We start from the raw sequence: 16,934 nt of genomic DNA, 5'->3' as shown, positions 1-16,934 counted from the left end.
CAGTCAGCAGCCCCATGTTCGATCACGTTGTATTCGGCGTCAGCGACTATGCCGCGAGCAAGGCGTTCTTCGTCAAGGCGCTTGAGCCGCTCGGCGTCGTGGTCGTCTCGGAAGGGCCGCTGGGCATTGAGCTCTGCCGCCCCGACAGCCAATCTTCGCTGTGCATCCGCCGGGTCGAAGCGAAGGCCACACACCTTCACCTGGCCTTCACGGCCGAGAGCCGCGGGCAGGTCGAAGCCTTTTACCGCGCCGCTCTTGAGGCAGGAGGCGAGGACAACGGTGCGCCGGGCCTGCGCCCGCAGTACCACGCGAACTACTACGCCGCCTTCGTCATTGGTCCGGACGGGCACAACATCGAAGCGGTCTGCCATCAAGCCGAGGGCTAGATGATGCAAGGAAGCCCTACTTCAAGGGCTTCTCCTCGCCAGGCACCGGCGCCGCCTCGTCGCCCCGCAACCGTGCCGTCAACCCCTGCATCACCGCCGCATCGGCATCGCCCAGCAGGCCGGCGCGGAGCAGTGACTCGCGCTGCAGCTCGCGCATGCGCCAGCTGAATTCGCGCGCCAGGGCCTGGACCTCCTGCTGCACTTTCGGGTCGCCCTGCGCGGCCAGTTCGGCCAGCATGCGTTCGGGATCGGCGTCCGCATCGAGGCCGCTGCTGGAGAACGCGGACTGGATGCGCAGCATGCGGTTCAGGCTTTGCTGCAGGACCTTGCGCAAGCGCGGGCCGGCCTGCTCGATCTGCTGGTCGATCTCGTCGCGCAGCGCACGGAAGCGTCGCAGCGTCGCCATCACGCGGCGGATCTCGGGCAGCATCTCGGACAGGGGCTGCTGGGCCTGCAGCCAGTCGGCCATATCGGTGTCGACGCCGCCGAGCTGGCTCAGCACCTGCTGCAGCGGCTTGCCGAACTCGCCCGGCATCAGCTTGCTGGCCACGCTGGCGCGCGCCAGCGGCGCGATGCCGGCCTCGATCAAGGCCATCAGCCACTCCGACGTGGCCAGGATCTGGCCCTCCAGCGGGAACTCCTCGTCAGCGATGCCACGCGGATAACCGAAGCCATCGAGCCGCTCGTGGTGGTTCAGCACCGCTTCGGCCACCTGCTTGCCGGCGCCGTTCATCTCGCGCAGCACGCGCCAGCCGATCACCGGATGACTGGCGATATGGCGCCATTGCTCGGGCTGCAGCGGCCGGTCGGTGCGCAGATGCTCGGGGTCGATATAGAGCTCGCCGACGTCATGCAGCAGCCCGGCCAGCGCCAGCTGCCGGTGGCGTTCGATGTCGCCGGGCAGCAGGCGGCGCGCCAGCGCCAGGCTCAGCATCGCAACGCCGACGCTGTGCGACAGCCGGTCGCCCTGGTAGTCGGCATACAGGGTCAGCAGCGATTGCACCGGCACCGACAGGCTCAGACCCGCCAACGACTGCGGCACCGGCAGCGCGCGCGGATGCTCGCACAGCTGGGCCAGCAGCGGGTGCTGCTCCAGCAGGCGCTCGGCCAGCGGCGCGAGGCTTTGCGGCATCACGCCGTCGACCACCTGCACGCAGTCCTCCAGCGGCTTGGCCAGCTTGTGCTGCAGCAGGCGCTCGCGCGCCTGGGCGCTGATGCGGGCGCCCTTGGCCAGCAGCTTGATGCCGCTGCCGCTGACGATGTCCTCGCTGGCCTGCACCTCCCGGCTGGCGGCGGTCTCGACCATATGATTCAGGAAATGCGGATTGACCTGTCCACGGGCCAGGTCCAGCTCGTCGGGGATCGCCTGTACATCCTGGTCCATCGTCAGCATCACTCCCTGAATTCCCAGCTCAACACCGGCACAGTGTGACAGCCCATGGCCGCACCGCCGCCGCTTCGCGCGGTCACTGTTTGACCCAGATCAAGCCGTAGCCGGCCACACCGCGCCCCTCAGCCCTCGCCGAACACCCGCACGCGCTGGCCACCCTGCGCCTTCGCCCCATACATCGCGCTGTCGGCATTGCGCAGCAGCGTATCGGGGTCGGCGCCGGCGCCGGGGTAGAGGGCGATGCCTACCGAGGCGCCGACTTGCAGCTGCAGGGTTTCGATGTCGGCCGGCTGGGCGACGCCCTCGAGAATCCGGCGCGCCAGGCCCAGGCCGCGGTCGGCAGCATCGACACCGTATTGCAGGATCGCGAACTCGTCGCCGCCCATGCGGGCGACGACATCGCCGTCGCGGGCGATCTGGCGCATGCGCTCGGCGGCCAGCGCCAGCATCTTGTCGCCCACCGCATGGCCGTAGCGGTCGTTGATCGGCTTGAAGCCGTCCAGATCGATGTAGTGGATCGCGAAGCCGGGCGCGCCGCAGCCACTGTCGCGCACCGCCGCGGCCAGGCATTCCAGAAAAGTCTCGCGATTGACCAGCGAGGTCAGGCCGTCATGACGGGCCGCATGGCGCACCCGCTCCTCGCTGCGCGTGCGCTCGGTCACGTCCGTGTAGGTACGCAGCACACCGCCGCCCTCGATGGGCACGCTGCGCACCTCGATCACCCGGCCATCGGGGCGCTGGCGGTCGTAGCAATGCGCGCGATCCAAGATGCCGCCGGAGCGCACGAAATCCTGGATGTCCTGCGGTGTGCGGCTGAATTCGTCACTGGCCCACTGGTGCGCCAGCACCGCCTCGAAGCTGGGCTTGCTGGCCATCAGGTCCTCGGGCAGGCCCAGCAGCTCGATCGCGCGGCGGTTGCACACCTCGACCACACGCTCGGCGTTGACCATCATGATGCCCTGCTCCATGCGCGCCAGCGTGGCTTCGAGCAGGGTCGATTTCTCCTTCAGCCGCGCCTCGCTGGCGCGCGCACGGGCCTCGGCCTGCTCCAGGGCCTGCTGCTGATGCTTGAGCGCGGTGATGTCGACATGGGCGGAGAAACCCTTGCCATCGGGGCCGCGCTGCTCAATCACGCGGGCCCAGCGGCCTTCGGGCAGCGGCAGCTCGAAGGGCGCGCCGGTGAACCTCAGGCTTTCGGCCAGCGTCGACAAGCCGCGCCGGAACCCCTCGCCATCGCTGCCCTCGCGGCCCTGCCAGGCTCGGCGGTAGACCGACTCGAAGCTGGTGCCGGCGGCGACGGCGCGATCGCGCAGCCCGTACATCAGCACAAAGGGGTGGTTGACCCAGGCGATCTGGCCATCGGCATCGGTCACCATCACGCCGTCGGCCACATGGTCGAACAGCGCCACGCCGTCGCTGAAAAGTCCTTCCGGCACGGCAATAGGGCCACCTTGCGGCACCGCATGCTCGCCCGCCCGCCAGAGGCGGATGCGGCCCACGCCCGGCAACGGCAGCGAGGCCGCCGTCAGCCAGCGGCCGCCATGCTCGAAGGCGAACGGCCGGTTCTGCAGCCGGTGGCGGGCCACGCCTTTCTCGATATAGCGCTCGATCAGGGGCATCTCGAAGGCATTCAGCCGGCCCTCGTAGAAGCGCCTTAGATTGGTGCTGTAGGGCTCACCGACCTGGATGTGCGCCGCATGCTCGGGAAACAGCGTCAGGAAGCTGCGGTTCCACAGCAGGGTGCGGTCGGCCTCGTCGAACAGGCAGGCACCGATGTCCAGACCGTCCAGGGCCTGTGCGACGGCGCGCAGCAGCGCCAGCGGGTCGGCCGACGCACTGCCTGCCCCTGAACCGCCCCTGCTGATGTCGCTGCCCATCTGCTGCCATCCATCCCGTCGCAAAAACCAAAGAGCGCCGTGACGCGGCGCCACCGCTCGATGGCGGCTGCTACCGGGGCAGTGTAAGTCGCTGGATGCGGCCGTCGCGCCGCGCCGCGTGCAGGACTGCACGCGGCAGCGCGGCTCGCGTCATGACCGAGCTCGGCGCAGCTGATGGGCCTTGACGATGGCTATCTCCTGGCCGAAGACGGCCAGCAGGCCGGCGTTGGCCAGATCGGCCTCGGCCTGGGATCGCCCCATATGGCCGACCGGCCCGCCGCTTGACGGTGCGCGGGAGTACATTGCACAAGCGCCAGCCCGCCATGACCCCGAGCCCCGGGGCAGCCAGCCGGCCGGAGACCGCCGATCATGACGCTGTGCCCGATTGCCCTTGCCGTGGGCTGCAAGAAATGCCCGGCCTTCCCGGTCTGCCCGCTGAAAAGCGTGATCGGCGATCAGCCGGCGAAACCGGCAGTGGGCGCGGGCAAGAGCCGGGCCAGCGGCGCCAAGAAGCGCGACAAATAGACGATAAATTCGGAGGGGTCAGGTCTTGAGTAGCGGAGCCGGCGAGGAGCCGGTGTCCGTCTCTGCCCCGGCCCGGCTTTGCGCGGCATGCTCGGCCGCCTGATGCGCCACCCGTCCCAGCATCCGGCCCAAGGACGACAGATCCAGCGCGGCCTGCGGCGCCGCTGCGGGCAGCCGGATGCTGGCCAGGTCCAGCGTGGCGGGTTCGGGCGCGCGCGTCAGCACGATGCGTGGCGGGTCCCGCACCGCCGACTCGGCAGCACGCCGGCGGGCTTCGATAGCCGCAGCGCGTTCAGCCGCAGCGCGTTCAGCCGCAGCGCGTTCAGCCGCAGCGCGTTCAGCCGCAGCGCGTTCAGCCGCTTGCTGCTCGGCCCGGGCTTGGAGCGCACGGCGGCGCTCGCTGAGGTCTTCGACGTCGCTGACGTCGTCCATATTCCAGCGGCCGGCAGCGGGTCGACGCGGGGCGCTGGCCGGCGCGGGGCCTGGCGAGGCCTCCAGCCGGGCCAGCGAGATCGTCAGGTCGATCGGCTTGTCGCGCTCGCGCAGGCGCGCGCTGAAATCATTCAGCAGCGCATCGAGGTCTTCGGGCTCGAAGCCGTCCGACGCCATCGCCGTGCCCGCCCGATCAGACCCGTGCCTTGACGAAGGCCGCATAACGATCGACCCAGGCCTGCACAAAGGCGCGGCTGCCCTCGTTGATGCCACCATCGGCATCGAAGAAGCCCTTGCCGGCATGGATGAAGGCCTCGGGCTGGCCCAGCGTGGGCACATCGAGATAGGCCAGGATATTGCGCAGATGCTGCTGCGCCAGCGCGGTGCCGATCGCGCCCACCGAGGCACCCAGCACCCCGGCCGGCTTGCCGGCCCAGACGCTCTGGCCATAGGGCCGCGAGCCATGGTCCAGCGCGTTCTTCAGCACGCCGGGGATCGAGCGGTTGTACTCGGGCGTGACGAACAGCAGGCCCTGGGCCGCACTGATCTGGGCCTTGAAGCGCCGCACCGGCTCGGCCGGGCTGGCGTCGTCATCCTGGTTGTAGAGCGGCAGCTCGCCAATGGCGACCTCGCCGAAGCTCAGCTCCGGCGGGGCCAGCTTGGCCAGCGCGCGGGCGAGCTGGCGGTTCAGCGAGTCGCGGCGCAAGCTGCCGACCAGCACGGCAATATGGATAGCGGCCATGGTGAACTCCTGGAGTGGACGGTGCCCGATGGTAGCCGTCTTACTTGAAGAACCAGTAGCCCACCAGGATGGCCGCCACCACGCCCACCACATCGGCGATCAGGCCGCAGGTCAGCGCGTAACGGGTCTTCTTGATGTTGACGCTGCCGAAGTAGACCGCCAGCACATAGAAGGTGGTCTCGGTCGAGCCCTGGATGATGGCGGCCAGCTTGCCCTCGAAGCTGTCGACCCCGTAGGTCTTCATCACGTCCACCATCAGCCCGCGCGCACCGCTGCCCGACAGCGTCTTCATCAAGCCCACCGGCAGGGCCGGCACGAAGTCGGTCGGCAGGCCCACCGCCGCCACGGCCCAGGCGATGCCACCCACCACATAGTCCATGCAGCCGGTGGTACGGAACACCGAGATCGCCACCAGGATCGCGATCAGGTAGGGAATGATGGTGATGGCGACGCCGAAGCCTTCCTTCGCGCCCTCGACAAAGGCCTCGTAGACATTGATGCGCCGCCAGGCCCCCACCGCGATGAACATCACGATGACCGACAGTATCACCAGGCTGCCGAGCAGGCCGATGTACTTGGCCATCAGCTCGGGCGGGTAGCGGTGCAGCCAGCCGAACAGCGCCGCCATGATGGCGATGAAGCCGCCGAAGAAGGCCAGCACCGGCGCGCTGAGCAGATTGATGCGCTGATAGGCGGCCACCGCGACCAGGCCGGCCGAGAAGGAGATGAAGGTACCGATCAGCGTCGGCAGGAAGATGTCGGCGGCGTTGAAGCCGACCAGGCCCTGGTCCACCGCCAGCGCCTGGCGGATCGCGATCACCGAGGTCGGGATCAGGGTGATGCCCGCCGTGTTGAGCACCAGGAACATGATCATCGCGTTGCTGGCCGTGTCCTTCTGCGGGTTGATCTCCTGCAACTCCTTCATCGCCTTCAGGCCCAGCGGCGTCGCGGCATTGTCCAGGCCCAGCATATTGGCGCTGAAGTTCATCACGATGGAGCCGCCGGCCGGGTGGCTCTTGGGGATCTCGGGGAACAGGCGCTTGAAGAACGGCGCCATGCCGCGCGCGAACAGCTGGATCACGCCGGCATGCTCGCCGATCTTCATGATGCCCAGCCACAGCGACATCACCCCGACCAGGCCCAGCGAGATGTCGAAACCGGTCTTGGCGGTATCGAAGATGCCGGTCAGGATCTGCGAAAAGATCAGCAGATCGCCCTGCAGCAGCCGCGCCAGCGCCACGGCGAAGCCGATCAGGAAGAAGGCGATCCAGATGTAGTTGAGCACCATGCGCGCGACGTTCAGGGTTGGCCAAGAAAGGCGCCCATTATTCCGGCTGCGCGATCAAGCGCCATGCCAGCTTGAGGGGGACGCGATAACCGGGGGTGATGGGAGGGCGGCTTTCGACCCAGACATCCGCAGTCAAGACTTCTGGGGCCCAAGTGGGCACACTGCGCCGCCACCGCTTTAGAGCGCGTGCCGGCGCTCATCAGGGCAAGCTCGAATCAAACCAGCTCGCGCGGTCGGCTGCCGATCGCCGCACAGTGCCGGCGGTAGTCGGCGATGCGATCGGCCGTGTCGATCCGCTGCAGCACGCTGTGGTGCGCGCCGAGATATTCGACGCTGCCTTTGACGACCACATGCACGAGCAATTGCTCACTGCCCCTCGCTTCCCACCAGTCGACATTGCCGGCGGGTTCATACACATAATCACCGGTTCGCAGCACCCGCCCATCGTTGAGGCGGCGTTCGCCGGCGAGGTTCAGCGCATGGACTTCGCCGGTGTGCCGGTGCAAGCCCACGCGCACGCCGGGGTCGAGCCGCATCAACTCGACCCAGCCCGCACCATCGGGCAGGAACTGCAGCGGCAGCGACCACTTGCCGTCACCTTCGGGTATCCAGTCATCCAGTCCCGCACGGCGCAGGGCCGCGGCGACAACGAGCTTGGCGAATTCCATGGCTGTCTCCTCAAAGGCTTGGGTGCTGGTGGCGGTATTCCTGGGTCTTGCCGCCAAAGCCATAGGCGCTGGCCCGCACGTCGTGCACATGTACATAGCTTTCGTGGTGCAGCGGGCCCAGCAGGGCAGCAAAGGCCTCGAACGCTTCGGCCACGTAGCGCGCCTTCTCGGCCTTGGTATTGGTTTCGTCGACCACCTTGACGTCGAAGTAGAAGCTGGCCAGCTTCTGTTCGGCCAAAGACTTGCCGGCGACAAACCAGTCGCGCGGGTCGACGTAGTCGATCACCACGGCGGTCAGGTCGCGCCGCTTGCCGAGCACGCGGCTGGTCAGCTCGAGCAGCATCTCGTTGATGCGTTCGGAAAGCTCAGTCGTGCGCGGCGCGCTGACCTTGACGTTGAGGATGGGCATGGCTGTCTCCTTCGCTTGCGGGGTGGTTGGTGCAGTGAATGTAGGCAACCCGGCCCCTGCCGGAAACCGTCGCGCGGCATAATCGGTTTTGCTCGCCAAGCAAAAGCAGACGCGCAACGCCCAAGAGCAGAAGACCTTCCGATGCGACCTTTCCTGCCCGACCCTGCGGACCTGCGCTGGCTGGTGCGCTCGCTCGACCTGCGATCGTTCTCGGCCGCGGCTCGGGAGATGGATGTGGCGGTATCCGTCGTCTCGCGTGGTGTCGATCGCCTCGAAAGCGGCTTTGGCATCACGCTGCTGCGTCGCTCCACGCACGGCTTGTCGGCAACGCCCGAGGGCGCCGAGCTGGTGCAGGAAGCGCGTGAACTCCTGGGCCGGCTCGAAGACATGGCGGCGTCGTTCGACCAGCAACGCCACCGCGTGGCCGGCGCCGTGCGGCTGGCGTCGAGCCAGGAAATCTGCGAGCAACTGATCGTGCCGCAGCTGGCCGCACTGCGTGAACGACACCCGGCACTGCGCATCGAACTGGTGGCGGACGACCGTGTGATGGACCTGGTGACCGACGGCATCGACGTGGCACTGCGCACGACGCTGGGCAGCAGCGATGCGGTCGTCGCCCGCGAATTGGGTTCGTTCGAGCGGCGCCTGTACGCATCGCCGGACTACCTGCGCCGGCACGGAGCACCGACCGAGCCGGCGGACCTGCACCAACACCAGACGGTGACCCATACCGCGCAGGGACCGGCCGTCACATGGGGTTTCCGCCATGCCGGGCGCAAGCTGGAGATCACCGTCAGATCACAGCTGGCGGCCAGCAGCTCGGCCCTGCTTCACCGCGCGCTGGTGGCCGGCGCCGGCATCGGGGTGCTGTCACAGCCCTTGGCTGCAGCGGATGCGGCGGATGGCAAGCTGGTCGAAGTCCTGGCGCCCTTCGCTTCACGGGCGGCGTACACGATGTACGCCGTTTCCTTGCCGAGCCGGCGCAACGCTTCGCGCGTGCGGGCGGTGACGGCCTTCCTGCAGGAAGCTGCGCGCAAGCACTGGGGGCTGGTGCCGCCCTGAGCAGCCCCCGCCGGCAAGGCCGCCCTGGTGGCCTTTCGCCAGGCCATGAATCAGCCCGGCTTCAGCCTGGTTGAGCCAGACCAGCTGCCAGACAGGCGCTGCTCAGCCTCAGAACGCCGGCACGACGGCGCCGCTGTACTTGCTGGCGATGAACTGCTTGACCTCGGCGCTGTTCAGCGCGGCGGCCAGCTTCTTCAGCGCCGGTGCGTCCTTGTTGTCGGCGCGGGCGACCAGCCAGTTGGCATAGGGCGAGCGGGCATCCTCGATGGCCAGCGCGTTCTTGACCGGGTTCAGCTTGGCTTCGAGCGCGTAGTTGGTGTTGATCAGCGCCAGGTCGACCTGGGGCAGGATGCGCGGCAGGGTCGCGGCCTCGATCTCGCGGAACTTCAGCTGCTTCGGGTTGTCGGCGATGTCGCGCGGCGTGGCCAGGATGTTGTCGGTGCTCTTGAGCTTGATGAGGCCGGCGCGGTCCAGCAGCAGCAGCGCGCGGCCGGCATTGCTGGGGTCATTCGGGATCGCGACCGTGGCAGCAACAGGCAGATCGGCCAGCGCCTTGTGCTTGGCCGAGTAGGCGCCGAAGGGCTCGACATGGACGGCCACAACGGCCTGCAGGTTCGCGCCCTTGCCCTTGTTGAACTCGCCCAGATAGGGCTTGTGCTGGAAGAAATTGGCGTCCAGGCGCTTCTCGGCCACTTGCACATTGGGCTGCACATAGTCGGTGAAGACCTTGATCTCCAGCTCCACGCCCTGCTTGGCCAGGCCCGGCTTGACGAACTCCAGGATCTCGGCGTGCGGCACCGCGGTGGCGGCCACGCTGAGCTTCTCTGCGGCGGCGAAACCGCTGAGGGCCAAGGCGGCCAGGGCAATTGCAATCTTCTTCATGGGTCTACTCCTCTAGGTACAACAGAAAAATTCAACGACGGGTGAAGCGATGCACCAGCCAATCGCCCAGCATCTGCAGCAGCTGCACCAGCAGCAGCAGCAACACCACCGTCACCACCATCACCTCGGTCTGGAAGCGCTGGTAGCCAAAGCGGATCGCCAGATCACCCAGGCCGCCGCCGCCGATCACGCCGGACATGGCCGTGTAGCCGACCAGGGTGATCGCGGTCACGGTGGCGGCCGAGACGATGGCCGGCCGGGCCTCGGGCAACAGGGCCTGCCAGACGATCTGCCAGGTCTTGGCCCCCATGGCCTGGCCGGCCTCGACGATGCCGCGATCGACGCCGCGCAGCGCGCCCTCGACCAGGCGGGCAAAGAAGGGCACGGCCCCGACCACCAGCGGCGGGATCGCGCCGGCCACGCCCAGCGAAGTGCCGGCCACCAGCAAGGTGAAGGGGATCAGCACGATCAGCAGGATCACAAAAGGCAGCGAGCGCAGCACATTGACGACCAGCGACAACAGCGCATAAGCGCGCGGCGCGGCCAGCAGCTGGCCCCGGTCGAGCAGGAACAGCAGCACGCCCAGCGGCAGGCCCAGCAGCAAGGTGAACAGCAGCGCGCCGCCCAGCATCAAGAGGGTGTCGACCCCGGCCAGGCCGATCTCGGCCCAGTCCATCGCAATGAAGATATCCAACATCAGCGCAGCACCTCCACCGTGACACCGCGCTCGCTCAGCAGCGCCTCGGCGGCGGCCAGATCGCCGCCGGTCACCGAGATCGTCAGCTGGCCATAGGGCACGGTCTTGATGCGGTCGATGCGGCCCGACAGGATGCCGAAGTCGATGCCGGCGCGCCGCGCCACCTCGCCCAGCAGTGGCTCATAGGTGCGCTCGCCCCGGAAGGTCAGGCGCAGCAGCCGGCCCGGCACATGGGCGTAATCGTCCAGCTGCGCCTGCTCGTCGACATGCTCGGCCTCCAGCACAAAGCGCCGCGTCACCGCCTCGCGCGGATGCAGAAAGACCCGCGCCACCTCGCCCTGCTCGACGATGCGGCCCGCCTCCAGCACCGCGACCCGGTCGCAGACCCGCCGCACCACCTCCATCTCATGGGTGATCAGCACGATGGTCAGGCCCAGCTCCTGGTTGATCTCGGCCAGCAGGTCCAGCACATCGCGGGTGGTCTCGGGGTCCAGCGCGCTGGTGGCCTCGTCGCACAGCAGCAGCTGCGGCTTCGTCGCCAGCGCTCGCGCGATGCCGACGCGCTGCTTCTGCCCGCCGGACAGCTGGGCCGGGTATTTGTCGGCATGGGCGCTCAGGCCGACGCGGGCCAGCAGCTCGACCACGCGCGGGCCGATCTCGGCGGCCGGCCGGCCGGCGATCAGCAGCGGCCAGGCCACGTTCTGGGCCACGGTCTTGCTGGACAGCAGATTGAAGTGCTGGAAGATCATGCCGATGCGCTGGCGCGCGGCGCGCAGCCCCGCCTCATCCAGGCCCAGCAGCTCGGCACCGGCCACCCGCACGGCGCCGCTGTCGGGCCGCTCCAGCAGATTGATCACGCGCAGCAGGGTGCTCTTGCCGGCGCCCGAGGCGCCGATGATGCCGAACACCTCGCCGGGCTCGACCCGCAGGCTCAGGCCCCGCAGTGCCGGCACCTGGCGCTCGCCAAGGCGGAAGGATTTGTGGATGTCGTCGAGTTCTATCACCGGGGCGGCGGGGCCTGGCCCCGTCAAATTCGCAGTCCGCGATGCTAGTGGAAAACCCTAGATTTCCAAGAACGGAATCGCAATAAGCAAATTCAGCCGCCGCGCGGGGGGCTCAAAAGCGCTGATTGGCCAGATCGCGCAGCATCAGTTCGATGGCCTGGCGAACCGCGCCCTCATTGGCCAGGCGCAGACGCTCGGGCTGGGACAGCATGGCCTCGGTGAACTCGGCCTTGTGCACCGTGCGCACGCTGCGCTGATAGACCAGGGCAGCGCTGCTCTGCTCGACCAGGCTGAAATGCACCGCGCTGGCGACCTCGGTGTCCAGCGACACCAGCGGCTGCGACAGCGCCAGCAACTGGGCCTTGAGCCGGTAGCGCGCCGCCGGCGGGCTCGATGCCCACAGGCCGACGGCCCGCAAGGACTCTTCCAGCGCATGCTCCAGCGCCAGGCTGCTGACCTTGGAGCCCCACCAACGGCCGGTCTCGGCGCCGCCGCTGACATCGGCCAGCGCCACCTGGCCGCGCAGGCCCTCGGGCATGAAGCCGCGCAGCTGCAGCGCATCGGCCGGCGCCAGCGCCATCTTGTGCGACTGCGAGGCTGTGCCGCAGGCGGCCAGCCCGGCCAGACATCCGGTCGCGATCAGCAAATTCCGCCTGCTCGTCACCATCACAAACGCCTGTGTTGCAGGGCCGGCAGCTGCTGCCGCAGCTGGGCCAGCCGTGCCGTGTCGATCTCCGCCAGCACCACGCCCTCGCCCTCGGGCAGGCATGCCAGCACCTCGCCCCAGGGGTCGACGATCATCGTGTGGCCCCAGGTCCGGCGTCCATTCTGATGCGTGCCGCCCTGGGCCGGTGCGATGAGATAGGCGAGGTTTTCGACCGCTCGCGCGCGCAGCAGCAGCTCCCAATGGGCCTGGCCGGTGGTGTGGGTGAAGGCGGCGGGCACGCTGATCAGGTCCAGCGGCCCGAGGCCGCGGTAGAGCTCGGGAAAGCGCAGGTCGTAGCAGACCGACAGACCAACGCGCAGGCCCTCGACCTGGGCCGCCACCGGCGCCTCGCCGGCCTGCAGCACCCGGCCCTCGTCATAGCGCTCGCGGCCGTTGTCGTAGCAAAACAGATGCATCTTGTCGTAGCGCGCGGCCTGGCTTCCGTCGGGCGCCCAGACCAGGCAGCTGTTGCGCACCCGCGCCGGATCGGCCGTGCGCAGCGGCAGCGTGCCGCCGATGATCCACAAGCCCAGCTCGCGCGCGGCGTCGGCCAGGGCCTGCTGGATAGGGCCCTGCCCCGGGGTTTCGGCAATCGCCAGCTTGTCCTCGTCCTTCAGCCCGATCAGGCAGAAATACTCGGGCAGCGCCGCCAGCCGCGCGCCCTGCGCGGCCGCCTCGGCCAGCCAGTGGCGCGCCCGCGCCAGGTTCACGGCCACATCGGGCCCGGACACCATCTGGATCGCTGCAATCTTCATCATCAAATCTCCGTTCAGGGCGCCGACGCCGCCGCCTCGGCGCCGGCCTTGCGGTCCACCTTCTCGACCTTGGGATCATCCCAGCTGCCGGTGACATGGAACTCGCGGGTATTGGCCGCCATCATCGGCTTGCGCAGCACCAGCTGGGCCAGGAAGGTGCCCAGGCCGACGGCCGGATTGATGGCCGCATAGGCCAGCGAGGCGCCGCCGGCATTGATCTCGGGCACGACGACGACACGCAGGTCCTGGGTCTCGCGCGCCAGGTCGGCATGGCCCTCCATCACGACCACCGCCTGCACCCCGCTCATGCGCAGGTTCTCGCTGCTGGCCACGCCGCGCTCTATTCTGATGTCGCCGCCGAAGCCGTCGAAGGCAAAGCCCTCGCTGAACACATCGCGGAAGTCCAGGGTCAGCCGGCGCGGCAGCGACTGCAGGCTCAGGATGCCCAGCAGCCGACCCACGCCCGGCTCGGCCTGCAGGAACTGGCCGGCATCCAGCGCCACCTTCAGCTGGCCCGTCATGCTGGGATAGTCCGGGCTCAGCGGCGAGCCTAGCCAGCCGAGCTGGCCGACCAGCTCGCCCTTGCCGCCGCGCAAGACCCGGCCCTGGCCGAGGCGCTCCAGCAGATTGCCGGCGTCGACCACATCGAGCTTCCAGTCCAGCACCGTGCGCCGCCGGCCTGCGCCATCGGCGAGCCAGCGGCCGCTGGCATTGAGCAGCGCGTCGGGATGCCGGAGCTGCAGCTTGTTCAGCCGCCACTCGCGCTGCGCCCCGTGCAGCGAGGCCTCGACCTCGACCCGGCCCAGGCGCTTGCCGCGCAGCTCGAAGTCCTCGATCACGATGTCCAGCGTCGGCACGCTGTCGCTGGGTTTCTCCAGCAGGGTGCTGACCTCGTCGGCCTCGCTCTTGGGCAGCGACAGCCGCGCCAGCCGCGCGTAGACGCGGCCGGGCAGCTTGTCATGGGCGCTGCGCAGCTCCAGATAGCCGTTGAGCTGCTCGGCATCCAGATTGATCCGCCAGCTGTGCTGCTCGGGCGCATGGGTGATGCCGGCCACCAGCCGGGTCAGCGTGCGCCCGCCCAGCTGCAGCTCGCGGGCGCGCAGCGCGATCTGGGTCGGCACATAGCTACCCATTTCTGCAGTCCCGCCCAGGGCTGACGACACGGCAGCCGTGCCGCCCAGCAGGCTTTGCGAGCGCGCCTGCCAGGCGTCGAGATCGACCCGATCCAGCGTCGCCTGCAGGGTCACGCCCTGGGCCGGCAACGCCGGCAGCTTGTCCTGCAGCGCCAGCGCGCCGGCCAGCACCCGGGGCGGGTCGACGCTGATGTCGCGCTGGTACTGGGCCAGCACCAGGCTGCCCAGCTCCAGCCGCAGCTCGTCGCGCTTGCCGGCCAGCAGCGTGCTCTGCAGGCGCAGCGGCAGCGCCGCGTCCGCCTCCTTGCGCAGTGGCGCCGGCAGGTCCAGCGACAGGCCTTGCAGGCTGCTCGTCAGCGTGAACTCGGTCTGGCCCTCCTTGATGCCCAGCTGCAGGCGGTAGGCGGTCTGGCCGCCCATCTGCTGGGCCAGCCGCGCCGCCAGGCCCAGCTCGCCGGCGCGCCGCAGGCCTTCGGCCGTGACCAGGCCCTGGCCGGCAAAGCGCAGGCTGCCGTCGCGCTGGCTGCCGCCCTCGAAGGTGGCGTCGCCGCCCAGCACCCGGGCCGCGCCGCCCTGCACCGTGACGCTGCGGCGGTCGAACTCGATGCGCGCCCGGGCATTGGCCAGCAGCGGCAGCTGCGGCCCCAGCCGCACATCGTTGCCACCCAGTGTCACGCTGCCCTTGACCGTGCTGCGCTCGACATCGTCGAGCGGGATCTGCAGCGCCAGCTTCAGCGTGGCGGCACCGCCGGCCGTGGCGTCCTGCAGCCCCTTGCCTATCCACTCACCCACCGGCGAGAGCTTGATGAAGCGCAGCAGCTCGGCCATAGGCCCACGCCCGCTGCCCTCCAGCGCCAGCACCGGGTGCTGCACCAGGTCCTTGATGCCGCCGTTGACCGCGCTGAGCTCATAGCCCAGCACCTTGGCCCGGGCATTGCGGATACGCATGCTGCCGCGCTCGAACACCAGCTCGCCGTTGACCTGCTCCATCGCCGGCCAGCTGGAATCGGGCACATAGGCCAGGTCGACATCGTGGGCCTGGACCGCGATACGGAACTGGCCGGCCGGGCTGCTGTCGAAAGGGAAATCCCACAGATCACCGCGCACCCGGAACTGCACCTGGCGGCCCTCGCCGCCGCGCACCGCGCGCCGCACATAGTCGCGCGCCTGGGCGCCGACGCCCAGCGGCAGATAGCGCGCCACCCGCGCCGCCTTGGCCTGGTCGAGCCGGCCGGTGAGCTCCAGCTGGCCGGGGAAGCGGCCGCCGCGACCCTTGACCGACTGCCCCGCCGGGCCGCCCTCGCCGGTGCGCCACAGCAGCTCCAGCTCGCCGCGCAGATCGTCATTGGCCAGCTTGGCCTCGCTGAGCCGCAGCTCCAGCGCCGGCGGCTTGCCGGCACGGGGCTGGATGCGCCAGTTCAGCAGCGCGTTGAAGCGCTGCAGCGGCAGCAGCGGCTCCTCGAACACGCCGGGCAGGTCCAGCAGCCCGTCCTGCAGGCTCAGCCGGGCCTGGCCGCCACCCTCATGAGCGTCGAGCTGCAGGCTGGCGCCGGCCACGCCCGGCCGGCCCACGCCCTGCTCGGCCGACTGGGCCGCCAGCTGCAGACCATCGACCCTGGCCTTGACGCGGTAGCTCGCGGGCGCATCCAGCGGACCGTCCCAGCGCGCCGTCAACGCGCTGATCACGCCCTGCGGCGCCAGTTCGTCCAGCCAGTCGCGCTGGGCCTGGCCCAGCGGCAGGCGGGTCGCGATCTGGCTCATCAGGGCCAGATCCAGGCGCTGGGCCTGCAGCTCGCCGCCGCTGATCGGCGGCAGCGGCTGGCCGGGCTTGGCGACGGCCCGTTTGAGCGAGAGCGACCAGTCCGAGCGCGGCCAGGCCAGGCCGTCCGCGCCCTCGAAACCGAGCTGGGTGGCGCTCAGCGAATAGCCGTCGGCGCGCCGCTGCACCGCGACCCGACCCTGGATGCGGGTCAGGTCCAGCGGTTCCATCTCGGCCCCCAGGCGCAGACGCACGGCGCGCAAGCCCACATCGGCGCTGACGCTGTGTGGCTGGCCGTCCTTGAACTCGGCCCAGGCGCGCAGCGCGCCGTCCCCCTCCTCCAGCTCGAAAGGCAGGTCCAGATGGCGCTTGAGCTGGCGCAGATCGGCATGCGGCAGGTCGGCATAGAGCTGGCCGCTCCAGTGCTGCAGCTCGGCGGGCCGCTTCAGCAGCGACTGGGTGAAGCGGCCGCGCAGGCTGAAGCGCTGGCCCCAGGCCGCCGGCGGCGTGGCGTCCAGGCGCAGATCGTGGCGGCGCAGGCCGTTGCGCAGCACCAGATCGACCGCGCTGAGCTCCAGCGGCGGCGCGGCGCGCCCCTCGTCGACCCAGCGCAGCCGGCCCTGGCGGATCACGAACTCGGGCTGGGAGAAGAACCAGTCGGCCATCTCATCGCCGGCGCCGGCCGCCGTCGCGCCCTCGTCCAGGCTCAGGCCGGCGACAAACAGCCGGCCCCGGGCATCGCGGCGCACCTCCAGCTCGGGGCCGTCGATCAGCAGCTGCGAAAAGCGCAGCTCCAAGGCCAGCAGCGAGCGCGCCGACAGAGCCGCCGAGACCCGCGGCAGGCGCAGCGCCTCGCGGCCGGCGGGGTCCAGCAAACGCACATCGCGCAGCTCCAGCGCCGGGATCCAGCCGCCCGAGCGCACCTCGATCTGGCCGATGCGCAGCGTCAGCCCCAGGCTTTGCGAGGCCATGCGCTCCAGGTCGGGGCGCCAATCATTGATGTGGGGCAGAATTGCCCAGTGCAAGACCAGCCAGCCCGACAGGAGCAAGCCCCAGGCGAGCAACACCAGGCCGAGAGCCCAGCGGGTCCCCCGCAGCAGCCAGCGGGTGGGTCGCTGCGCAACACGTCTTGCGGCGGCTGAAAAGCTTGCGATGAACGACATGTACGAGGGAGAAGCTCGCGATGGAGCAGAAAACAATATGACCGTGCTTGCATCTC

The 16,934-nt window shown here is 69.2% G+C and carries 17 protein-coding genes; 3 read left to right on the top strand and 14 right to left on the bottom strand.

Annotated elements, in window-relative coordinates; translation table 11 throughout:
* Positions 1 to 14: 14 nt before the first annotated feature.
* A complete protein-coding gene (locus ABGI63_RS06220) occupies positions 15 to 386 on the top strand; it encodes a VOC family protein (RefSeq protein ID WP_349741550.1) in 372 nt (123 codons plus the stop codon).
* A gap of 16 nt (positions 387 to 402) precedes the next feature.
* Here ABGI63_RS06220 and ABGI63_RS06215 read toward each other — a convergent pair whose 3' ends face one another.
* The 3 genes from ABGI63_RS06215 to ABGI63_RS06205 form a co-directional block, all read right to left on the bottom strand.
* On the bottom strand, positions 403 to 1,770 hold the full coding sequence (locus tag ABGI63_RS06215; protein ID WP_349741549.1) for an HD-GYP domain-containing protein: 1,368 nt from the start codon (positions 1,768 to 1,770) through the stop codon (positions 403 to 405).
* 128 nt (positions 1,771 to 1,898) lie between these two features.
* Entirely contained in the window at positions 1,899 to 3,653 is a 1,755-nt protein-coding gene (locus ABGI63_RS06210; RefSeq protein WP_349741548.1) for a PAS-domain containing protein, read from the bottom strand.
* Between the two features lie 150 nt (positions 3,654 to 3,803).
* Positions 3,804 to 3,956: a hypothetical protein gene (locus ABGI63_RS06205; RefSeq protein ID WP_349741547.1), complete on the bottom strand. Its 153-nt coding sequence runs from the start codon at positions 3,954 to 3,956 to the stop codon at positions 3,804 to 3,806.
* Between the two features lie 66 nt (positions 3,957 to 4,022).
* Here ABGI63_RS06205 and ABGI63_RS06200 point away from each other — a divergent pair, with 66 nt between their 5' ends.
* Complete coding sequence (locus ABGI63_RS06200) at positions 4,023 to 4,178, top strand: hypothetical protein (protein WP_349741546.1); 156 nt, start codon at positions 4,023 to 4,025, stop codon at positions 4,176 to 4,178.
* Between the two features lie 18 nt (positions 4,179 to 4,196).
* Here ABGI63_RS06200 and ABGI63_RS06195 read toward each other — a convergent pair whose 3' ends face one another.
* The 5 genes from ABGI63_RS06195 to ABGI63_RS06175 form a co-directional block, all read right to left on the bottom strand.
* A complete protein-coding gene (locus tag ABGI63_RS06195; protein WP_349741545.1) occupies positions 4,197 to 4,787 on the bottom strand; it encodes a hypothetical protein in 591 nt (196 codons plus the stop codon).
* A 16-nt stretch (positions 4,788 to 4,803) separates the two neighbouring features.
* Entirely contained in the window at positions 4,804 to 5,352 is a 549-nt protein-coding gene (locus ABGI63_RS06190) for an NADPH-dependent FMN reductase (protein ID WP_349741544.1), read from the bottom strand.
* A 40-nt stretch (positions 5,353 to 5,392) separates the two neighbouring features.
* Positions 5,393 to 6,640, bottom strand: a complete 1,248-nt coding sequence (locus tag ABGI63_RS06185; RefSeq protein ID WP_262969041.1) for a nucleoside recognition domain-containing protein — start codon at positions 6,638 to 6,640, stop codon at positions 5,393 to 5,395.
* A gap of 215 nt (positions 6,641 to 6,855) precedes the next feature.
* Positions 6,856 to 7,308, bottom strand: coding sequence for a cupin domain-containing protein (locus ABGI63_RS06180; RefSeq protein WP_349741543.1), 453 nt, complete (start codon positions 7,306 to 7,308; stop codon positions 6,856 to 6,858).
* A 10-nt stretch (positions 7,309 to 7,318) separates the two neighbouring features.
* Complete coding sequence (locus ABGI63_RS06175) at positions 7,319 to 7,717, bottom strand: tautomerase family protein (protein ID WP_262969039.1); 399 nt, start codon at positions 7,715 to 7,717, stop codon at positions 7,319 to 7,321.
* Between the two features lie 141 nt (positions 7,718 to 7,858).
* Between ABGI63_RS06175 and ABGI63_RS06170 the strand changes: the two genes are divergently transcribed.
* Entirely contained in the window at positions 7,859 to 8,779 is a 921-nt protein-coding gene (locus ABGI63_RS06170) for a LysR family transcriptional regulator (protein ID WP_349741542.1), read from the top strand.
* A gap of 108 nt (positions 8,780 to 8,887) precedes the next feature.
* Here ABGI63_RS06170 and ABGI63_RS06165 read toward each other — a convergent pair whose 3' ends face one another.
* From ABGI63_RS06165 to ABGI63_RS06140, 6 genes are all read right to left on the bottom strand, one after another.
* On the bottom strand, positions 8,888 to 9,661 hold the full coding sequence (locus ABGI63_RS06165; RefSeq protein ID WP_349741541.1) for a MetQ/NlpA family ABC transporter substrate-binding protein: 774 nt from the start codon (positions 9,659 to 9,661) through the stop codon (positions 8,888 to 8,890).
* Positions 9,662 to 9,692: 31 nt separating this feature from the next.
* Positions 9,693 to 10,358 carry a methionine ABC transporter permease gene (locus tag ABGI63_RS06160; protein WP_262969037.1) on the bottom strand — a complete coding sequence of 222 codons (666 nt, stop codon included), beginning with the start codon at positions 10,356 to 10,358 and terminating at the stop codon, positions 9,693 to 9,695.
* Positions 10,358 to 11,362, bottom strand: coding sequence for a methionine ABC transporter ATP-binding protein (locus tag ABGI63_RS06155; protein ID WP_137945656.1), 1,005 nt, complete (start codon positions 11,360 to 11,362; stop codon positions 10,358 to 10,360). The genes ABGI63_RS06160 and ABGI63_RS06155 overlap by 1 nt, the downstream gene beginning before the upstream one ends.
* A 112-nt stretch (positions 11,363 to 11,474) precedes the next feature.
* Entirely contained in the window at positions 11,475 to 12,008 is a 534-nt protein-coding gene (locus ABGI63_RS06150; RefSeq protein ID WP_349741540.1) for a hypothetical protein, read from the bottom strand.
* 20 nt (positions 12,009 to 12,028) lie between these two features.
* Complete coding sequence (locus tag ABGI63_RS06145; RefSeq protein ID WP_349741721.1) at positions 12,029 to 12,823, bottom strand: carbon-nitrogen hydrolase family protein; 795 nt, start codon at positions 12,821 to 12,823, stop codon at positions 12,029 to 12,031.
* Between the two features lie 14 nt (positions 12,824 to 12,837).
* Entirely contained in the window at positions 12,838 to 16,878 is a 4,041-nt protein-coding gene (locus tag ABGI63_RS06140; RefSeq protein WP_349741539.1) for a YhdP family protein, read from the bottom strand.
* Positions 16,879 to 16,934 lie beyond the last annotated feature (56 nt).

Source organism: Roseateles cavernae (genome assembly GCF_040187885.1).
In the GTDB taxonomy this organism is placed as follows: Bacteria; Pseudomonadota; Gammaproteobacteria; order Burkholderiales; family Burkholderiaceae_C; genus Roseateles_E; species Roseateles_E cavernae.
Note: the sequence above shows the minus strand (reverse complement) of the source record. Positions and strands in the feature narration are given on the sequence as shown.